Source organism: Limnohabitans sp. Hippo4 (assembly GCF_003063605.1).
Classification (GTDB): Bacteria; Pseudomonadota; Gammaproteobacteria; order Burkholderiales; family Burkholderiaceae_C; genus Limnohabitans_A.
In genome coordinates, this window is record NZ_NESE01000004.1 from 58,998 (window position 1) to 76,650 (window position 17,653).

At 52.2% G+C, this 17,653-nt stretch carries 11 protein-coding genes; 5 read left to right on the top strand and 6 right to left on the bottom strand.

The window, feature by feature from the left end:
* Window positions 1-19: 19 nt before the first annotated feature.
* Window positions 20-598, bottom strand: coding sequence for a hemerythrin domain-containing protein (locus B9Z46_RS11280; RefSeq protein WP_108256564.1), 579 nt, complete (start codon window positions 596-598; stop codon window positions 20-22).
* Window positions 599-719: 121 nt separating this feature from the next.
* On the opposite strand from B9Z46_RS11280, the gene B9Z46_RS11285 reads away from it, so the two are divergent.
* The 3 genes from B9Z46_RS11285 to B9Z46_RS11295 all read left to right on the top strand — a co-directional run bounded on the left by B9Z46_RS11285 (window position 720) and on the right by B9Z46_RS11295 (window position 2,405).
* Window positions 720-1,601: a pirin family protein gene (locus B9Z46_RS11285; protein ID WP_108256862.1), complete on the top strand. Its 882-nt coding sequence runs from the start codon at window positions 720-722 to the stop codon at window positions 1,599-1,601.
* 112 nt (window positions 1,602-1,713) lie between these two features.
* Window positions 1,714-2,196, top strand: coding sequence for a Spy/CpxP family protein refolding chaperone (locus tag B9Z46_RS11290; RefSeq protein WP_108256566.1), 483 nt, complete (start codon window positions 1,714-1,716; stop codon window positions 2,194-2,196).
* The gene (locus B9Z46_RS11295) at window positions 2,193-2,405 is read left to right on the top strand and encodes a DUF2788 domain-containing protein (RefSeq protein ID WP_108256568.1); all 213 of its coding nucleotides are present in this window, start codon (window positions 2,193-2,195) and stop codon (window positions 2,403-2,405) included. The genes B9Z46_RS11290 and B9Z46_RS11295 overlap by 4 nt, the downstream gene beginning before the upstream one ends.
* 254 nt (window positions 2,406-2,659) lie before the next feature.
* Here B9Z46_RS11295 and B9Z46_RS11300 read toward each other — a convergent pair whose 3' ends face one another.
* Genes B9Z46_RS11300 through B9Z46_RS11320 form a run of 5 tightly spaced genes read right to left on the bottom strand, consistent with a single transcriptional unit; the run spans window position 2,660 to window position 14,198 of the window.
* Window positions 2,660-6,214 (bottom strand): indolepyruvate ferredoxin oxidoreductase family protein, encoded by a 3,555-nt coding sequence (locus B9Z46_RS11300; protein WP_108256570.1) that lies wholly within the window; start codon window positions 6,212-6,214, stop codon window positions 2,660-2,662.
* Between the two features lie 48 nt (window positions 6,215-6,262).
* A complete protein-coding gene (locus tag B9Z46_RS11305) occupies window positions 6,263-7,384 on the bottom strand; it encodes a murein transglycosylase A (RefSeq protein ID WP_108256572.1) in 1,122 nt (373 codons plus the stop codon).
* Window positions 7,385-7,416: 32 nt separating this feature from the next.
* Window positions 7,417-8,067: a response regulator transcription factor gene (locus tag B9Z46_RS11310; protein WP_108256574.1), complete on the bottom strand. Its 651-nt coding sequence runs from the start codon at window positions 8,065-8,067 to the stop codon at window positions 7,417-7,419.
* Between the two features lie 20 nt (window positions 8,068-8,087).
* The gene (locus tag B9Z46_RS11315; protein ID WP_369907441.1) at window positions 8,088-10,142 is read right to left on the bottom strand and encodes a sensor histidine kinase; all 2,055 of its coding nucleotides are present in this window, start codon (window positions 10,140-10,142) and stop codon (window positions 8,088-8,090) included.
* 21 nt (window positions 10,143-10,163) lie between these two features.
* Window positions 10,164-14,198, bottom strand: a complete 4,035-nt coding sequence (locus B9Z46_RS11320) for a YhdP family protein (RefSeq protein WP_108256576.1) — start codon at window positions 14,196-14,198, stop codon at window positions 10,164-10,166.
* A 76-nt stretch (window positions 14,199-14,274) separates the two neighbouring features.
* Between B9Z46_RS11320 and glnE the strand changes: the two genes are divergently transcribed.
* Both glnE and B9Z46_RS11330 read left to right on the top strand, forming a co-directional pair.
* Window positions 14,275-17,001 (top strand): bifunctional [glutamate--ammonia ligase]-adenylyl-L-tyrosine phosphorylase/[glutamate--ammonia-ligase] adenylyltransferase, encoded by a 2,727-nt coding sequence (gene glnE, locus B9Z46_RS11325; RefSeq protein ID WP_108256578.1) that lies wholly within the window; start codon window positions 14,275-14,277, stop codon window positions 16,999-17,001.
* 55 nt (window positions 17,002-17,056) lie between these two features.
* Window positions 17,057-17,650 carry a glutathione peroxidase gene (locus B9Z46_RS11330; RefSeq protein ID WP_199220597.1) on the top strand — a complete coding sequence of 198 codons (594 nt, stop codon included), beginning with the start codon at window positions 17,057-17,059 and terminating at the stop codon, window positions 17,648-17,650.
* Window positions 17,651-17,653 lie beyond the last annotated feature (3 nt).

The window sequence follows — 17,653 nt, forward strand, 5'->3', positions numbered from 1 at the left end:
TTGACAGTGCCTGTGCACATTAACCCAAACCAATGGGTGCAGGCGCTTTGCTCACGATTCGGCTAAAGAGTTTTTCAAATGCAGGGCCTGGTAGATGCTTGCCAGTTAAAGGGTCCGCATTGAGATCAAAGGCTTGGTCTACTTCCAACCAGTCCTCGTCTGTCAGCGCGCTTTGTGCCGCTGGCAAGATCACGGTCTCTTCTAAGCGCATATGGTCGAGATAAGACTCGACATAAGGGCCGAAGGCATCGACAAAGGCGGCCTTGCGGGAGCTTCCCACCATTTCCCAAGCCAGCAACAAATGAAGCAAATCGCGCACGGCTTTTTCACTGTGCATGTGATCACGTTCAAGACGATCGATGGCCCCTCTCACCTCCGGTGCTTTTTTGGCAAGCTTAGGAAACAACAAATTCGACTCTTTGGGGTGATGCAAACGCTCAGGAAATTCATCGATGTAAAACAACATCGCGCGCATCACATCGAAAAATTGTGCGGCATCTTCTGCGGGTCCAAGCTCTAACAGTTTCGACATCGAGTGAAGCATGGCAGCCAACGAGGCGTGCTCATCGCGAATGATGTGAAGGCTTCTTCTTTTCATAGATCTGTTGCTTTCTTTGCCAAACGGCCTCAAAGTCTGATTCACAAACAAACCCAGTTTGCTGTGAATTGCACTTTTGGAAAATGATGCAGATCAAGAAAAACATGCAAAATCTTGTCTTATGAACACACCGCCCACATCTTTTCAAGGTCGTCGCATCGAACAACAAGTTCAAGGTCAAGCAACACGTGATGGTGACGGCGTCAAGCTCACACGCGTGCTGACACAAGCGCATCAACGACGCTTAGACCCTTTCTTGATGCTCGATAACTTTGGCAGTGACGATCCCAAAGACTATGGTGGCGGCTTTCCTGACCATCCACACCGTGGCTTTGAAACCGTGACCTACATGATTGCTGGCCGCATGCGTCACAAAGACAGTGCTGGCCATGAGGGCTTGCTCCAAAACGGTGGCGTTCAATGGATGACCGCAGGCAGAGGTGTGGTGCACAGTGAAATGCCGGAGCAAGAAGATGGTGTGATGGAGGGCTTTCAACTTTGGCTCAATTTGCCTTCGCACGACAAAATGTGCAAGCCTGGCTACCAAGACATTCAAACTGAAAACATCCCAGAGTTTTCAACGCACGACGGTATCAAAGTTCGTGTCATAGCAGGCCAATCACATGGCATCCGTGGAGCAGTCCAAAGACCCATTGCTGAATTTCCAACCGATGCTTTGTATTTGGACATTCATTTTGAAAATGACGCTTCATTTCAACAAGCATTGCCAACCCAGCACAATGCGTTTTTGTTTGTCTACCGAGGCAGTGTGAATGTCATCAGCCCCGGAGAAAAATCACCCGTGGCACTGCACCGAATGGCCATTTTGCGAAATGAAGGCGAAGGGGTTGAAATTCAAGCTGCTGCAGGCAGCAAAGTTTTGTTGATTGCTGGGCAACCCTTGAACGAGCCCATTGCCCAATATGGTCCCTTTGTGATGAACACACGCGACGAACTCATTCAAGCGGTCGACGATTTCAGGGCTGGTCTTTACAATTCGTGACAATTTCTGCAAAGAAGGGACACATGAAATTGCCAGACTGCAGGTAGCCCTCTGACAAGTCATGCAAACCTTGCTTCGACAAATCTGAGGCCTTTGACTCAAAGGAGATCTCATGACTACTTTTCGCCGCATTGCGCTTTCTACCGCCCTCTTGATCACATCAAGCATTCACCTAGCTGGCTTTGCGCAGCCTGCAAATTCTCCTCAAGGTGTTCGTCCTATGATGGGAGGTGCGCAAATGGAAGCACACCGTGAAGCCAGGCATCAAAAACATTTGAATGATCTGAAATCTGCATTGCAACTGGATTCAACGCAAGAGAGTGCATGGAATGCTTTTTCTGGAGAAATGAAAACGCCGATGAAACGTCCTGCAAGGCCCCAGCCAGCTGAGATGGAAAAAATGACCACGCCAGAAAGAATTGACAAAATGATGGCGTTCAAGAGTGAGAGGGATGCAGAAATGAACAAACGCATGACAGCTACCAAAACCTTTTATGCAAGCCTGAACCCTGCTCAGCAAAAAGTATTTGATGCACACACCCACAAATTCATGAAACAAGGACCCATGGGACACCATGACAAAATGCATCCATGATCTGGGGACTGACTGAAGAACAAATTGCCGCCTATGGGCTGACCTTTGGTGTAACAGCATTCATGCTGTACATGCTGTTCATCATTGGTCAATTGGCTTGGGAATCCAAAGCTGGAAAATTTGGAACCTTTGTTCTTTTCCTAGGATTGGCTTTTGGCATGGTGGGTTTCATTGCAAAAGCAGGGATCCAGTGGTTCCTTGAAAAATAAAATTGTCAACGCATAAACTTGTGGACAATTTTTGGATAACCGAACAGTTATCCACAGAAATTAAAAAATTCAAAACTTGTTCATTCTGGCGTGACACCAAGATTGCAGTGCCATGCACACCCTTCAAAATGATCCAATGCATTGATCTGTAAAGAAAAAAGGGACTTGTCCACAAGACAAGCCCCTCTCTATCTACTACTACTATGTATTAATCTATATAAAAGAAGAATACAGAGACAAAGTCAGCAATCAAATTAAATTGATTTTCTGAACGCATCCATGCTGTTTTGCCACTGCACCATCGCAGCAGACAAGTTTCGCTCTTTCACATGACCAAAACCTTTAATCTGCTCTGGCACCTTGGCCACTTGGACAGCCAATGCATGGTTGTCAGCCTTTAAAGATGCAATGACTTCAGACACAGCATCCTTGTATTCCTGAATCAATGCGCGTTCAGTTTGACGTTCTTCAGTTTTGCCAAAGATGTCGAAAGCTGTACCACGCAAAAACTTGAAATGCGCCAATGCTTTGAAAACCAGCAATGTGGAAGGACTCATTTTTTGCTTGATCAAATGGCCCTTCTCATTGCGTTTTGCAATCAATGGAGGGGCTAAGTGGTAGAAAACTTTGAAATCGCCTTCAAACTGGGTTTTAACGCGTTCTAGGAACTGTTTGTCGGTATGCAAGCGGGCAACTTCGTATTCATCTTTGTAAGCCATCAATTTGAACAATTGACGCGCCACAGTTTCAGTCAACAAAGATTGACCTAAAGCTTGCTCCTTTTGCTTGACAAGGTCCACAAAATTTTCGTATTGCTTGGCATATGCCGTATTTTGATAAGCCGTTAAAAATTCAACACGTTGCGCGATCAAATCTTCTAAGCGATCACGCTTTTTAAATTGAATCACTTGTGCTGGCGTTAAAAGGGCTTCAACAGCCTCTAAATGTTGCGCTGCATGGCGGCCCCACTCAAAGGCTGCCAAATTGTTTGCAACAGCCACTTCATTCAATTCAATGGCGCGTTGCAAAGCTTCTAGGCTCAATGGAATCCAACCTTTTTGCCAGGCATATCCCAGAATCATGGGGTTGATGTAGATGGTGTCCCCCATTAGTTGTGCAGACAATTTGTCTGCATCAAATGCAGCGAGACCTTCCAAGCCAACGGCATTTGCAATTTCTTGAGCACAACTTTCAGCTGGGTTTACCCATTGAGTGTCTTTCACAAATGCTGCTGTGGGTGTGCTGTGAGAATTCAAAGCCACATGCGTTCGACCTTGCCGCATTCGAGACAGGGTTTCTTTTCCTGCACTCACAATGGGATCGCAACCCAAGATCAAATCAGCGGCTGCCATGCTGACACGTGTGGTTTGAATGTGATCTTGATGTTTGGCCAAGAGCACATGGCTCCAAGTGGCACCGCCCTTTTGTGCCAAACCTGCAGAATCTTGTGTCACGATGCCCAAACCGTCTAAGTGGGCTGCCATGCCCAACAATTGACCAATGGTGATCACTCCCGTGCCGCCTACGCCGGCGACCACAATGCCATAAGCGTTGAACGAAGAACTTAAATCAGGCAAGCGTGGCAGGTTTAAAGCCGGCAATTGCGCGGGACTGAATTTTTGTTCTTTGGATTTTTTACGCAGTTGGCCACCTTCAATGCTGATGAAGCTGGGACAAAAACCTTTGAGGCAACTGGTGTCCTTGTTGCACGTGTTTTGATTGATCGTGCGCTTTCGCCCGAAGTCTGTTTCCAAGGGTTCAACGGAGAGGCAATTCGATTGCACACCGCAGTCGCCACAGCCTTCACAGACCAATTCATTGATCATCACGCGCACAGCCGGATCGACCATGGTGCCGCGTTTGCGGCGGCGACGTTTTTCAGTGGCACAGGTTTGGTCGTAAATGATGACCGTGCAACCCTTCACTTCACGCAATTCCCGTTGAATGACATCCAATTCATCACGGTGATGAACCAACACGCCTTCCGCCAATGCAACACCGTTGTATTTCTCAGGTTCGTCAGTGACCACCTTGATGACCACGGCACCTTCAGCACGCATGCTTTGTGCAATTTGAACAACCGAGTGCCCCTCTGCGCGCTCACCAACACGTTGGCCGCCTGTCATGGCAACGGCATCGTTGTACAAAATCTTGTAGGTGATGTTCACGCCTGCCGCAATGCTTTGGCGAATGGCCAAGATACCGCTGTGAAAGTAAGTGCCATCGCCGATGTTGGCAAACACATGTTGTTCGTTGCTGAAATGTTGTTGACCAATCCAAGGTGTGCCTTCACCGCCCATTTGGGTAAAGCCCACCGTACTGCGGTCCATCCACAAACTCATGAAGTGGCAACCAATGCCTGCCATGGCGCGTGAGCCTTCAGGCACTTTGGTGCTGGTGTTGTGAGGACAACCAGAGCAAAACCAGGGCATGCGATCGGCAGCGGGGTTTAAAACCAAGCTGTTTTGCGAACGCTCTTTGCTTTCGATGATTTGCAGCTGCGCATTCATGCGGGCCACAATGTCGGAAGGCAAATCCAATTTCAACAGACGATGTGCCAAAGCTTTGGCAATGAGCGTGGGTGTGAGGTCGGCATTGGCACGCAACAAGCGGTGAGCCATGGGGTTCGGCACGGACCACTCACCGCCTGCATCGTCACCATCGAGCTCATCAAACTTGCCCACAATGCGCGGACGTTTTGAATCGGGCCAGTTGTAGAGCTCTTCTTTCAGCTGGTATTCAATGATTTGGCGTTTTTCTTCAACGACCAAAATTTCTTTCAAGCCTTGCGCGAATTCGCGCGTGGTTTGTGCTTCAAGCGGCCACACCACAGACACTTTGTGAACACGAATGCCCAAGCGTTGACACGTCTCGTTGTCGAGGCCCAAATCAACCAATGCCTGGCGCGTGTCGTTGTACGCTTTTCCGCTGGCAATGATGCCGTACTGATCTTGAGGACCTTCAATGACGTTGTGATTCAAGCGATTGGCGCGAATGTAAGCCAATGCGGCATACCATTTGAAATCAAACAAACGTGCTTCTTGTTCAAGCGCAGAATCGGGCCAGCGAATGTGCACACCGCCTGGTGGCATCTCAAAATCAGGCAGCACGATCTTCACGCGATCAGCGTTGATGTCTGCGGTTGCACTGGACTCGACAATTTCTTGAATGGTCTTCATGCCAGACCAAACGCCTGCAAAGCGGCTAAGCCCAATGGCATGTACGCCGAGGTCTAGTACTTCTTGAACGGAAGCTGGAAAGAAAACGGGCAAACCACAAGCTTTGAAGATGTGATCACTTTGGTGTGCGGCGGTTGAACTCTTGGCGACGTGATCGTCGCCTGCAACCGCCAACACGCCCCCCCAGGGCGTGGTGCCTGCCATGTTGGCATGTTTGAACACATCAGAACATCGGTCTACCCCTGGGCCTTTGCCGTACCAAATACCGAACACCCCATCCATCTTGTTGCTGCCAGGCGGTGCAAAGCCAAGTTGTTGTGTACCCCACAAGGCCGTGGCAGCCAGCTCCTCGTTTACACCCGGCTGAAAAACAATGTTGTGCTTTTCTAAATAAGGTTTGGCTTTCCAAAGGGCCTGGTCATAACCGCCCAAAGGCGAACCGCGATAACCACTGATCAGTGCGCCTGTTTTTTTGCCGGCCAGTGCGTCGCGTTCTTGTTGCAGCATGGGCAAGCGAACCAATGCTTGAACCCCGCTCATGAAAGCACGGCCGGTTGCCAAGCTGTATTTGTCGTCCAGTGTCACGTTGGCCAATGCTTGGCGCAAATGTTCGGGCAAGGGAGCGTTCATGGTGTTCCACTTTCAAATGCAATGGATCGCAGTGTAGATCGACCGAGCTTATCGTGGAAGCAAAACCCATGCTTTCATGTCTTGTTTGAGACGGCCCGCCAATTCGCCCGCAGCATCACCCGAACCCACATAAAAATCGGCGCGAACGGCACCCAGAATGGCGCTGCCAGTGTCTTGGGCAATGACCAGCCGCTGTAACTGGGTTTGCGGCCCTTGACTGACCAGCCAGACCGGCGATCCGTAAGGAATGCTGCCAGGGTCAACGGCGATGGACCGCCCTGCCGTTAAGGGAACGCCTTGTGCACCCTTGGGGCCTAACAAAGCGTCTTGGGCAGTTAGCGCCTCTTCCTTAAAAAAAACGAAGCGCGGATTTTTGGCGAGCAATTCCTGCGTTCGTTTTGGGTTTTGCGCAAGCCAAGCTTTGATGCCTGGCCACGTGGCATCTTTGGTGAGGTTTTGGTCCAGCAGCCAACGCCCAATGCTTTGATAGGGCTGGTCATTGGTCCCAGCAAATGCCAAACGAACTTGCTTGCGCGAGCCATCGGCTTGTGTCACCCACAGCCTGCCAGAACCTTGGATGTGCAAAATCATGGCATCAATGGGGTCTGCAAGGTAAGCAAGCTCCTTGCCCTTCAGTGCGTTTTGCGCAGCAGGTAATTTGCCAATTTCTTCACGTGTGTACCAAGGCGAGCGCGACTTCAAGTTGGCCGGCGGGCTGTACAGAGGCACTGTAAAACCAGGCTTGGACACCTTAGACGCCTCTAGGACCGGTTCGTAATAGGCCGTGAGCAAGCCGTTTGCAGGATTGGGCGTGCTTTGAAGGCTTTCAACGCGGTAGGGTTGAAAATTTTGGATCAACCAAGCACGCTGATTGGCAACGCTTTGGCCATCTAAGCGCTTGATGGTTTGACACAGCGCGCTGGATGCAACAGCGTTCCTCGAACAGCTTTGCAACCAGGCCGCCCAAGCCTCGTTCAGGTTGTCGTTTTCGACGCCGGGCAGATCAGACCAATTGCTCTTGACCCACCGGCTTTTGCTTTGATTGACAACGGAGGGCCCATTGCTGGTAGATGAAGGGGGTGCTGCTGATGGTGTTGATGCTGTGGGCGCTTCGATGACGGCCTGTTTCTGAGGCGAGGCGCACGAGAGCAACAGGCCAATGGATGCCATGACAAGGCTGTACTTAGCGCAAGACCGGATCTTCACGATTGGATTTCGCGCAAAAGATTGGCCAACTCAACAGCGGATTTGACATCCATCTTTTCAAACACACGCGAGCGATGAACCTCAACGGTTCGAACGCTGATGTCGAGCTGGCTGGCAATCAATTTGTTGGGCAAGCCTTCGACCACCAAGCGCATGACATCACGTTCGCGCTCGGTAAGCTCTTCCAGGCGCGTCACCAAACCGGCGCTCTGAAGCCGCAAGGCCAAACGCTCTTGCGACAAAGCCAAAGCTTGTTCCACGCGATCAACCAGCGCATTGTCAGAAAACGGTTTTTCGCAAAAATCAAAAGCGCCACGTTTGACACTGTCAACGGCCGTTGGCACATCGGCGTGCCCGCTTAAAAAAATCACAGGCCAGGTGTGCGCCAAACCGTTGCCGATCAAGGTTTCAAACAAGGCCAAGCCACTTTGACCGGGCATTCGCACATCCAACAAAATGCACCCGGCCTCGGTGGGCACGGTCGCATTGGTGCCGGGAAACTTGTCGCTGAGCATGCGCTCAAATGCGTCGGCACTTTCGAAGGACTCGCTCATCAGGCGACGTGAGCGCAACAACCAAGCCATGGCATCGCGAACGATGGCATCGTCGTCAATGATGAAAACACAGGCGTTGAGAACGGGTTGCATGCTGGAATTTTAAGCGCTGCTTAAACCTCTGAGGCGGTTGGCAGTGTGAATCGAAAAAGCGTGCCGTTGGGCGCTTGACGAACAAACTCTAGGTGACCACCGTGCTGCTCGACCACCGTGCGGCAAAGACTCAAACCCAATCCCATGCCTTCAGATTTGGTGGTGAAAAAAGGCGTGAACAATTGTTTTTCAATGTCATCAGAAATGCCAACACCCAGATCGCTGACTGAAAACTCAATCCACCCGTGGGACAAACTAGACGCCGCACGTTTGACTTGAAGCGTTAGAACGCGGTCTTGACAATCGGGGTGGTCCATGGCCTGCATGCCATTGCGAGCCAAATTCAAAATCACTTGTTCGACCATGGTGCGATCGCACAAGACCGGCGCCAAGCCCTCGTCAATGCGGGTGGCAACCTTGACGTGCAACTTATGCGCTTGCAATTGAATCAAGGGCATGACCGCATCCATGATCAAGCCAGGCCGCACAACTTCGCGGTCTTGGTCGCGCCGGCGCACAAAATCATGAACACTGTTGATGACTTTGCCTGCGCGGCTGGCTTGTTCTGAAATGCGCTCAAGGGCCATTTTCAAATCACCCATTGTGTGGGCGGGGCTTTGAGCTTGTTGAATCAAATTCAGCGAGCCCGTGGCATAACTTGAGATGGCGGACAAGGGCTGGTTCAGTTCGTGGCTCAGCAAAGAAGCCATCTCACCCACCGTGGCCAACCGCGCCGTTGCTTGTAAGCGTTCTTGACTGGCACGTGACAGCTCCTCGATGCGGCGCTGCTCGCTGACGTCCAAAAAGGCGCTCATCCAGCCGGTTTGTTTTCCCAACACGTTGATCAAGGGCGCTTCAAAAATCAACACGGGAAAGCGCGTACCGTCTTGACGAACAAAGACCGACTCAAACCCTTCACGAGGTGGCGCATTGCCCGCCAAACGAACGGCTTGTCTTTGTTGGTATTCGCCCACCATTTCCGGAGGCCAGTAAGGCATGGGGGCTGATTTGCCAAGGAGTTGCTCGGCTTCAAATCCGACCATTTGACAAAAGGCGGGGTTCACATAAGTGATGCGGCCATGCAAATCTCGGGCCCGTAAACCTGTGACCAAGGAGTCTTCCATGGCTTTTCGAAAAGCCAGTGCATCGGCCAAATCGCGTTCGGCTTTGAGGCGTCTGCGGGAGTCTTTGACCAACAATACCAACACGGAGACCAAGGCAATGGACATGGCCGTGACCAGCGCAGGCAAGATGCTTGGAAACACATCGGGTGCGCTTCTTCTGCCGTCCATCCGCAGCACCAAAGTATTGCCTGGCAAATCGAGCAGTTGTGTCGCTGAGAACAATCGTCTGGAGCGCGGCAGTGTGCCGTGAATGGCCAAGCGTGTGCCGTCGGATTCGATGAAAGAAATTTCGTTGCGCCGGCCATACGTCTCGCCCAATTGGCTGGCCAAAATATCTTGAAGACCATAGGTCACCAATACAAAGCCAACGGGGATGCCACTTTCTAGAGTGGGCAAACACATCTCAATGACTTCAAAACCCAGGCCATTGTTTTGTGGCACAAAATAACTTCTGGAATAGGCGGGGCCATTCAAACGTTTGGCGCGCAGACAAGTCTGGATGATTTCAGCTTGTTCATTCATCCGAGTTTTGGCGTTGAAAACAGGCTCTCGCAAAGGCGAGTCAACACCCTGAACCACAAGGCCTTGTGCGTCGCGCCGTTCAACGCGCAACCATTCACGGTTGAGGCTGAACATGTTTCGCACCTCGGACTCCCACAATTTGGGAGACAGTCCTTTGGCATGCAAATTTTGCAAACTTAAAACATGGCGACCCAAGCTGCTGCGAATGTCGCTCACGGCATCTGCTGTATCACGGTCCAATTCGGCTTGGTATTGACTGGCTTCATAGCGTCCTGCCAGCCAGACGAGGGTGACCAACAAGGCCACCACCAACCCAACCAACGCAATCCACAAGGAGATTCGACGGTCGGTGAAAGACCGCGTTGCAGACTTAAAGAACTGCCATAAAGGCTGTAGCTTCATCAGATCGCTTGCGTGAAGGGACGGCATGAACTTTGGACCCAAGCGCCATCAAGGCGTCGCAGATGAAGACGAGATCTTGGTGACCTTGGGATCGCTCCATGTGCCATCAATTGAAAACTCTTGCGTATTGACGCGGCTTAAAGGCTGTTTCAAGACAAGTTGCGCCAAAAACGTGCTCAATCCAATGGCCGGATTCAAGGCAATGCCCGCCAACAAAGAGGCTGTGCCCGCGTCAACCTCGGGCAGGATCAACACCCGTAAATTTTGTGTTTCGCGTGCAATGTCCGAGCTGCCTTCCATTTGGACAATTGCATTGACGCCTTTCATTTGTAAATTGCGCGTGTTGGCAATGCCTTGCTGAATCGTGACATCGCCCCGAATGGTGTCAAAGGCAAAACCTGCACTGAAGACATCGCGGAAATCCAGCAACAGTCGCCGCGGCAAGGCTTGTAAGCTCAGGACGCCCAACAACTTCGCAACCCCTGGCTCAGCTTGTAAAAACTGACCGCGGCCAATGTTGACATTGAAGCGGCCACCCAATGTGGGGTAGTGCAAAGTTAAAGGCGAACCTTGCCAACTGACTTGACCCTCTAACTTGCCGCCACCACCGCGAAGTGCATCTTTGGTGCCCAAGCGGTTCAACAAATCACCAGAGTCGGACACATCCAAGCGGAAGTTCATGTCGGTGATGGCCTGTTGCGTGCCATCTCTGGAGGTCACCCATTTGCCGCTGGCCTTGAAGCTGGCTTCGGGCACGGTGATGTTCAACTTGCTCAAGCGCCATTCGCGACCGGCATTGCTGCGCGGTGATGTGGGGTCGGTGTTGATGGCTTCAATTTCAACGCGGCCCATTTTCTTGCCGCGCAACTCAAGGTCTTCTACCACAATGTCCAAAGCGGGAATGGCCACGGGTGAATCTTCTAGCAAGGACTCCACGGTTTGATCCGCGGAGGGCGGTAAGCTCAAACGTGCCAGGCGTGCATAAATGCGGCCGGCATTTTGGTTGTTGGACTGGCGGTACTCTAAATAACCGCTGAACTCGCGGGCATCTGTTTGCGCACGCCAAACATAACCTTCGCGCGAACCGTTGACAGACACGTTGTGCAAATTGCGTCCCTGCACAGTCAACTCGTTGGCTTTAAGCGTCATGCGATTGGGCAAATAGGTTTGGCTTGCAGCAGACAAGCTGCTGTTGCTGGAGGCCACGTAAGCAGGGCTTGATTTGGGCGGGGAGAGAATTTGGAGCCAGTCGTCAAGCGAGATGCTGGGCAAATTGACAATGGCCAATACACCGCCGTCCGTTTGACTTGGATTGCCGACCACGTCGCCGACCTGCCACCGACCATTGATTACGCGAGGCTCAGTGCCAGTGAGGTCGCGCACATAGGATGCAGATAATGCGCGGCCCCAGGACATTTGGATTTGATCGCGCGTCGCTTTGTTTTGATTCAAACTTTGAACGGTGTTGTCGTACTTGAAGGCCACCATGTCGTCGCTGCGCTTGTTCAATGGCGAGGGCAGGTTCAGCGCAAGTCCTTGAAGTTGAGATTGAATGCTGAGCTCGCTTTGACCGCCCTTGAATCCCAAGCTGGCGGTGTAAGTGGTGCTGCCATTGGCTTGTTGGGCCAAAGCGTTGAGCCATGGAATTTCTTTGGCCTGGCGCATGCCATTGGCGGTGGCTTGACCTTGGATTCGGATGAGCGGGTTGGCCTCTGTGCTTTTCGCTGGAAGTTTTCTGGATCCACCATCAAGTTTGATCGGGCCACCCAGGAACTGTGCGTTCACGCCCACCAAGCTGAAACCCGACTCATTGAAATTGATGTTGCCCTGGGCTTTTTCAAACAGAGGCAAGGCCGATTGCAAGCGCACATCGTTGTTGTTCAAGCTGACGTTGCCTTGCACGGTGGTTTTATCAAGCTCGGCCAAGGGGAAGCTGAGCTTGAGGCGCGCATTCAGAGTTCCTGTGCTTTGAGCTTGTGCAAACAAACCGCCCAACATGTTGTTGACGGGAGATTGGCGCAAGTCTGTTAACGCAAGGTTAGCACCTGTTTTTGATTCCCCCTGCACATTCACCACCACCTTGCCGTTCAAATTGGGAATCTCGGCTTTGATTTGGGTGAAGGGAACGTTGCCCCATTTGCCAGAAGCGCCATTGACTTTGAAGTTGTAACGGTCAAACACAATGTCGCCATTGACGTTGTTCATGGCGGGCCAGTTGGGCTCTTGCGTTGTGTTGCGTGTGCTGCCACTGGGTGGCACATAAGCGTATTGAATGTCTTTGACTTTGCCAGCAAATCGGAACTCTCCGTCTTTGGGGTTGGCAAAAGGCAATTGTTGCAGGTCGCCCTTGATCTTGACAGCAACACCCTGCACTTCACCTTTCAACACCGAATCACGCACATAGTGACGCACGCTTTGTGGCAGCGTGAGGGGCAAGTAGCGATGAACGCGTGCAGCATCGCCTCGCGCAATGGTGCCTTGCAAGTCCAAAATGCCCAAACTGTTGGCAATGGGGCTGGGCTTCCATTTGCCCTGCCACTCTCCGGTGACATCAGAATTGGACACTCGCAATTGCCAATCGGGAACGGTCACTTGATCCTTTTGCTTGACCCATTTCACGGAGGCTTGCATCGCGTCCAGTTGGATTCGTGGCTCTTCAAAGATGCGGTGAATGCTGATGGCACCGTGGTCAATGGTGGCCTTGATTTGTCCGCCGTCAGCATTCATGTCAAAGCTGATGTTGGCGTTTTCAACGCTTGGCCAGCTCTCTGTTTCAGTGCCAACTTTGCCACCTTCAAAATAAAAGTTGTCAAATCGACCGTTGGCCACGGCGACATGGATGGCTTTGTCTGACTTGCCCAATTCTTCAGACCATTCGATGTGCAACGGGTTGACCAAACCGCTGACTTTGTGTTCCAGCAATGTTTTTCGCGCAGACTCAGGCAAGGGCAATTGCAGCGCAATGTTGCGAAGAGCAAACAAATCCAATTTGTCGCCGTGAAAGAGCCCCTTGGCGCTTTGACCGTTATCGGCTTCTGCGTAGGAAAAGTTCACATTGCCGCCGGGCCAATGCAAGCCATCGGTGGTGTCAAAGCGCAAGCCTTCTGTTGAAAAGTCCAGACCTTTGTGGAGGGGCTTGACCGACAGGCGGCCCGCAATATTTTTAAATGACAAGGCCTGAAGCTCAGGACTGAGCTGCGCTTGAACATTCTCTAAGACCAAGTCAGCGGTTGCTTGTTTGACGTTGCCATGGTTCAAATCGACCCACATGCGCAAAGCGCCTTGTCCTTTTGTGGCATTGACTTTCCAGGGCAGGTGCGGGCCAAGTTGCGACAAATCGACATCAGGAAACTCAGCGTGAACCTGACCACTCCAGTCCTTGAAGCGACCGGGATGCGTTGACAACAGATTGCGTTTTAAATCGCCCATCAACACAAAACGATCGCCCCAGCCACTGGGCGGTGTGGCATCCAAACGCCATTGATGGTGCCTTGCCGAATTGCGCAAGATCCATGAAACGTCTTGTAAGTCGAGAGCGCTTTTGTTGCGTTGCAGCGGATTGAATTCGTCGGTCCAGAACACGGTGCCGTGTTGGATGACAATTTCTTTTTGCGCAAAAATCCAATCGGCGGCGGCAGAGTCGGGCGTGTTGTCCTGCTTCAATGACAAACCTGCAATGCGCCACTCGCCTGTGCTGGTTCTGCGAATGTCCAAGGTCGGTGAATCGATGACCAGTTGCTCCACGCCCAAATCCAAGATAGAGCGAACACTGATGGCAAACACGATTTTGGGCAAAGTCAGTGCGCGTCTGCCTTCTGGGTCTAACAAAGCCAAGTCGTGAATTTCAAAAGTGGGCATCCATCCCGAAGAAACCGCCAACAGTTTGCCCATCTGAACTGGAACGCCGATGGTTTGTGTGGCCAAGTTTTCTAGCTTGGGACGGAAATCTTCAATTCGGGGCACAATCCAAAAATGCAAAGCTGCCCAAGCCATGCCCAAGACGCAACCTGCCACCAGCATCATCCAAGCGATGACGCGCAGGCCGTGGCTCAGCAACTTGGACAGTGTGGAAAACTTCAGCATTCGGCTCACAATACAGACATAAAGACTCAGGCAGGGAATTATGACTGCCGCAGGCCCATTTGAGACAGGCGACGACATGGATTCAAAACGTCCCCCACCCCTCTCAGAAGGCTCGCGTTTTTATCAACGTCTGCAAAGACGGTACGCCGATGTCTTTGCAAACCTGCCATCCGCAGTCCCCCAGCGTGAGTCTTTAACGCAGGCCTACACTCAATTGCGGACACAAGGCTTGGAAGTCGGTGCGGCATTGCGTGTCTTGCGCCAGTGGACCATGGCCCGTTTGCTGACCCTGGATTGCGAGCATCAAGCAAGTCTTGAGACGGTCACTTTGGGCGTGACGCATCTTGCCGAAGTTGCGCTGGACGCGGCTTGTCAGCAGGCATTCAAAGACCTCGATGCCCGACATGGCGTGCCTTTGACAAGTGCCGGAAAGCGTGCCGAGTTTTGGGTCATCGGCATGGGCAAATTGGGCGCACGAGAGTTGAATGTCTCGAGCGACATCGATCTGATTTATGTTTACGACGAAGACGGTGAAACCACAGGCAATGAACAAGGCTTGGGGAAAATTTCAGTCCAAGAGTACTTTGCCCGCGCAGTCAAAGCCATCTACACCCTGATAGGTGACACCACAGAGCATGGTTTTGTGTTTCGCGTTGACTTGGCCTTGCGCCCCAATGGCAACTCGGGCCCCAGCGTGGTTTCGCTGGGTGCATTGGAAGAGTATTTGCTGGTTCAAGGCCGTGAATGGGAACGCTTTGCTTGGATGAAGAGCCGAGTGATTGCGCCGCGCAGCAGCATCCAAAACGGTTCTGCGGCCAATTTGCGCTCGGTGGTGTTGCCCTTCGTGTTCAGGCGCTACCTCGATTACAACGTGTTTGAGTCCTTGCGCACCCTGCACCAGCAGATCCGTGACCATGCGGCCAAACGCAGCGCCGGCCATCCAGAGCGTGCCAATGATGTGAAGTTGTCGCGAGGGGGAATTCGGGAAATTGAATTCACCGTGCAATTGTTGCAAGTGGTCCGCGGCGGGCAATTCCCAGAGTTGCGTACGCGGCCGACCTTGGATGCTTTGCAAAGGGTGGCAAAGGCAGGCTTGATGCCTTTGGATACGGCCAAAGCATTGGCCGAAGCCTACGTTTTCTTGCGCCGGGTAGAGCACCGAATCCAATATTTGGACGATCAGCAAACCCATGTCTTGCCGACACAAGATCATGACTTGACGTGGATCGCCAACACCATGGGATACGCCGACAGCTGTGATTTTTTAAGCGATCTGGACGCGCATCGTGAAATTGTGGCGCACGAATTTGACATCTTGTTGGGCGGCGACCGGGAGTGCAAAGGCTGCCAATCACAGGGGACGCGTGAACGCCCCGAGCTTGAAAAGATCCTTGATTTGTTTACAGGCGAGGCCCGTCAACGCTTGGCCCATTGGCAGGACAGCCCCAAAGTTCAAAGTTTGCGGGATGACGCCAGAGGCCGTTTGATGCGTTTGCTGCAACGCACGGCGCAGTGGCTGAAAGAGGGGCGTGTCGAAGAAGTGGCCGTTGTCCGGATGGCTGACTGGATGGAGCCCTTGATGCGCAGGGAGAGTTACCTGGCCATGATGCTGGAGCGTCCAGCGGTTCATGAAAGACTGCTTCGATTGCTAGGCGCTGCCAAGTGGCCGGCCCGTTATTTGGTGCAACACCCAGGCGTCATTGATGAGCTGGCGGGAGGCGATGTTCTGAAACAACGCTTTGTGGCCACCGATTTTGAAGCCGAGCTTCAGGCCCGACGGGCGGCCCTCCAACGGACCGGCGAAGACGACGAAGAAAACATCCTGAATCTCTTGCGGCGGGCCCACCATGCCGAAGTGTTCAGAACCCTGGCACGCGATGTTGAGGGCAATTTGACCGTTGAGCAGGTGGCCGATGATTTGAGCGCCATGGCCGATGCGGTGCTGCGCGTGACCGCGGCGTGGTGTTGGTCTTATCTCAAAAATCGGCACCGTGAGGTGCCCCAATTTGCCATCATTTCCTATGGCAAATTGGGTGGCAAAGAGCTGGGCTATGGCAGTGATTTGGACATCGTTTTTGTATTTGAAGATGCCGATGAACGGGCCCAAGAGGTCTATGCGGCCTTTGTGCGCAAGCTCATCAATTGGTTCACCGTGAAGACGGCCGAGGGCGATTTGTTTGAGATTGACACGGCCTTGCGACCCAACGGAAGCTCAGGTTTGTTGGTGACCACTTTCGACGCATACGCCGACTACCAACAGCAGCGCGGCAGCAACACTGCTTGGACATGGGAGCATCAAGCCATGACGCGGGCGCGCTTTGTGATGGGCGATGCACACATGAGGCAGCGCTTTGATCAGGTTCGACTTGCTGTGATCAGTGCGCAACGCGACCCCCATGCGCTAGCCCAAGAGATCGTCAACATGCGAAATCGGGTGCGAGGTGCACACCCCATCAAGCCTGGTTTCTTTGATGTGAAACACAGCCCAGGCGCCATGGTGGATGCCGAGTTTGCTGTTCAATATTTGGTCTTGATGCACACCACGGCCCACCCAGAATTGGCAGACAACGTGGGCAACATTGCCTTGTTGCAACGGGCTGAGGCGGCCGGCCTGTTGCCGCCAGGGGTGGGCATGGCTGCGTCAGCTGCCTATCGAGAATTGCGCAGGGTTCAGCACAAGGCTCGTTTAAACGAAGAGCCAACCCAAGTAGAAGGCAGCTTTTTAAAGACCGAACAAGAGGCCGTGTTGGCTTTGTGGCAAGCCGTTTTCCCGTTTGATAACAAATCCCACAAAGGCGCGTGACAAGCTGGGAAATTGGAAGTAAACTGTCCAGTCACAAAATAGAATGGACAGTTCAATGGCCAATTTCAAAGCACTCCAACGCATCCTTGCCTTGGCAATTTTGCTTGCCATGCCTGCCGCATGGGCGCAGTCAACAGCTGTCATGCCGACGGCATCTGCGGCTTGTCCAGCATTGTTGAACCACACGTTTGCAAGGCTGCAAGATGAAAAGCCGCAGTCCTTGTGCCAATACAGCGGCAAAGTGATTTTGGTGGTCAACACCGCCAGCTACTGTGGCTTCACGCCTCAATACAAAGGTTTAGAAGCCCTTTACGACAAATACAAAGACCGAGGTTTGGTGGTGCTGGGCTTTCCTTCCAATGATTTTGCGCAAGAGAAGGCCACCAACCAAGAAATTGCAGACTTTTGTGAAAACACTTTTGGCGTGAAGTTTCCAATGTTCACCAAAACCGCGGTAACCGGTGAAGCAGCGGTGCCATTTTTCAAACAACTGGCCCAAGCTCCTGGACAGCGTCCTAAGTGGAACTTTTACAAGTACCTGATTGGCCGCGACGGCAAGTTGATCGACAGCTACAACAGCATGACCAGTCCCGACAGCAGAAGTCTGGTGCAAGCGCTTGAGAAAAGCTTGGCGGGCAAGCCCTCCTAAATT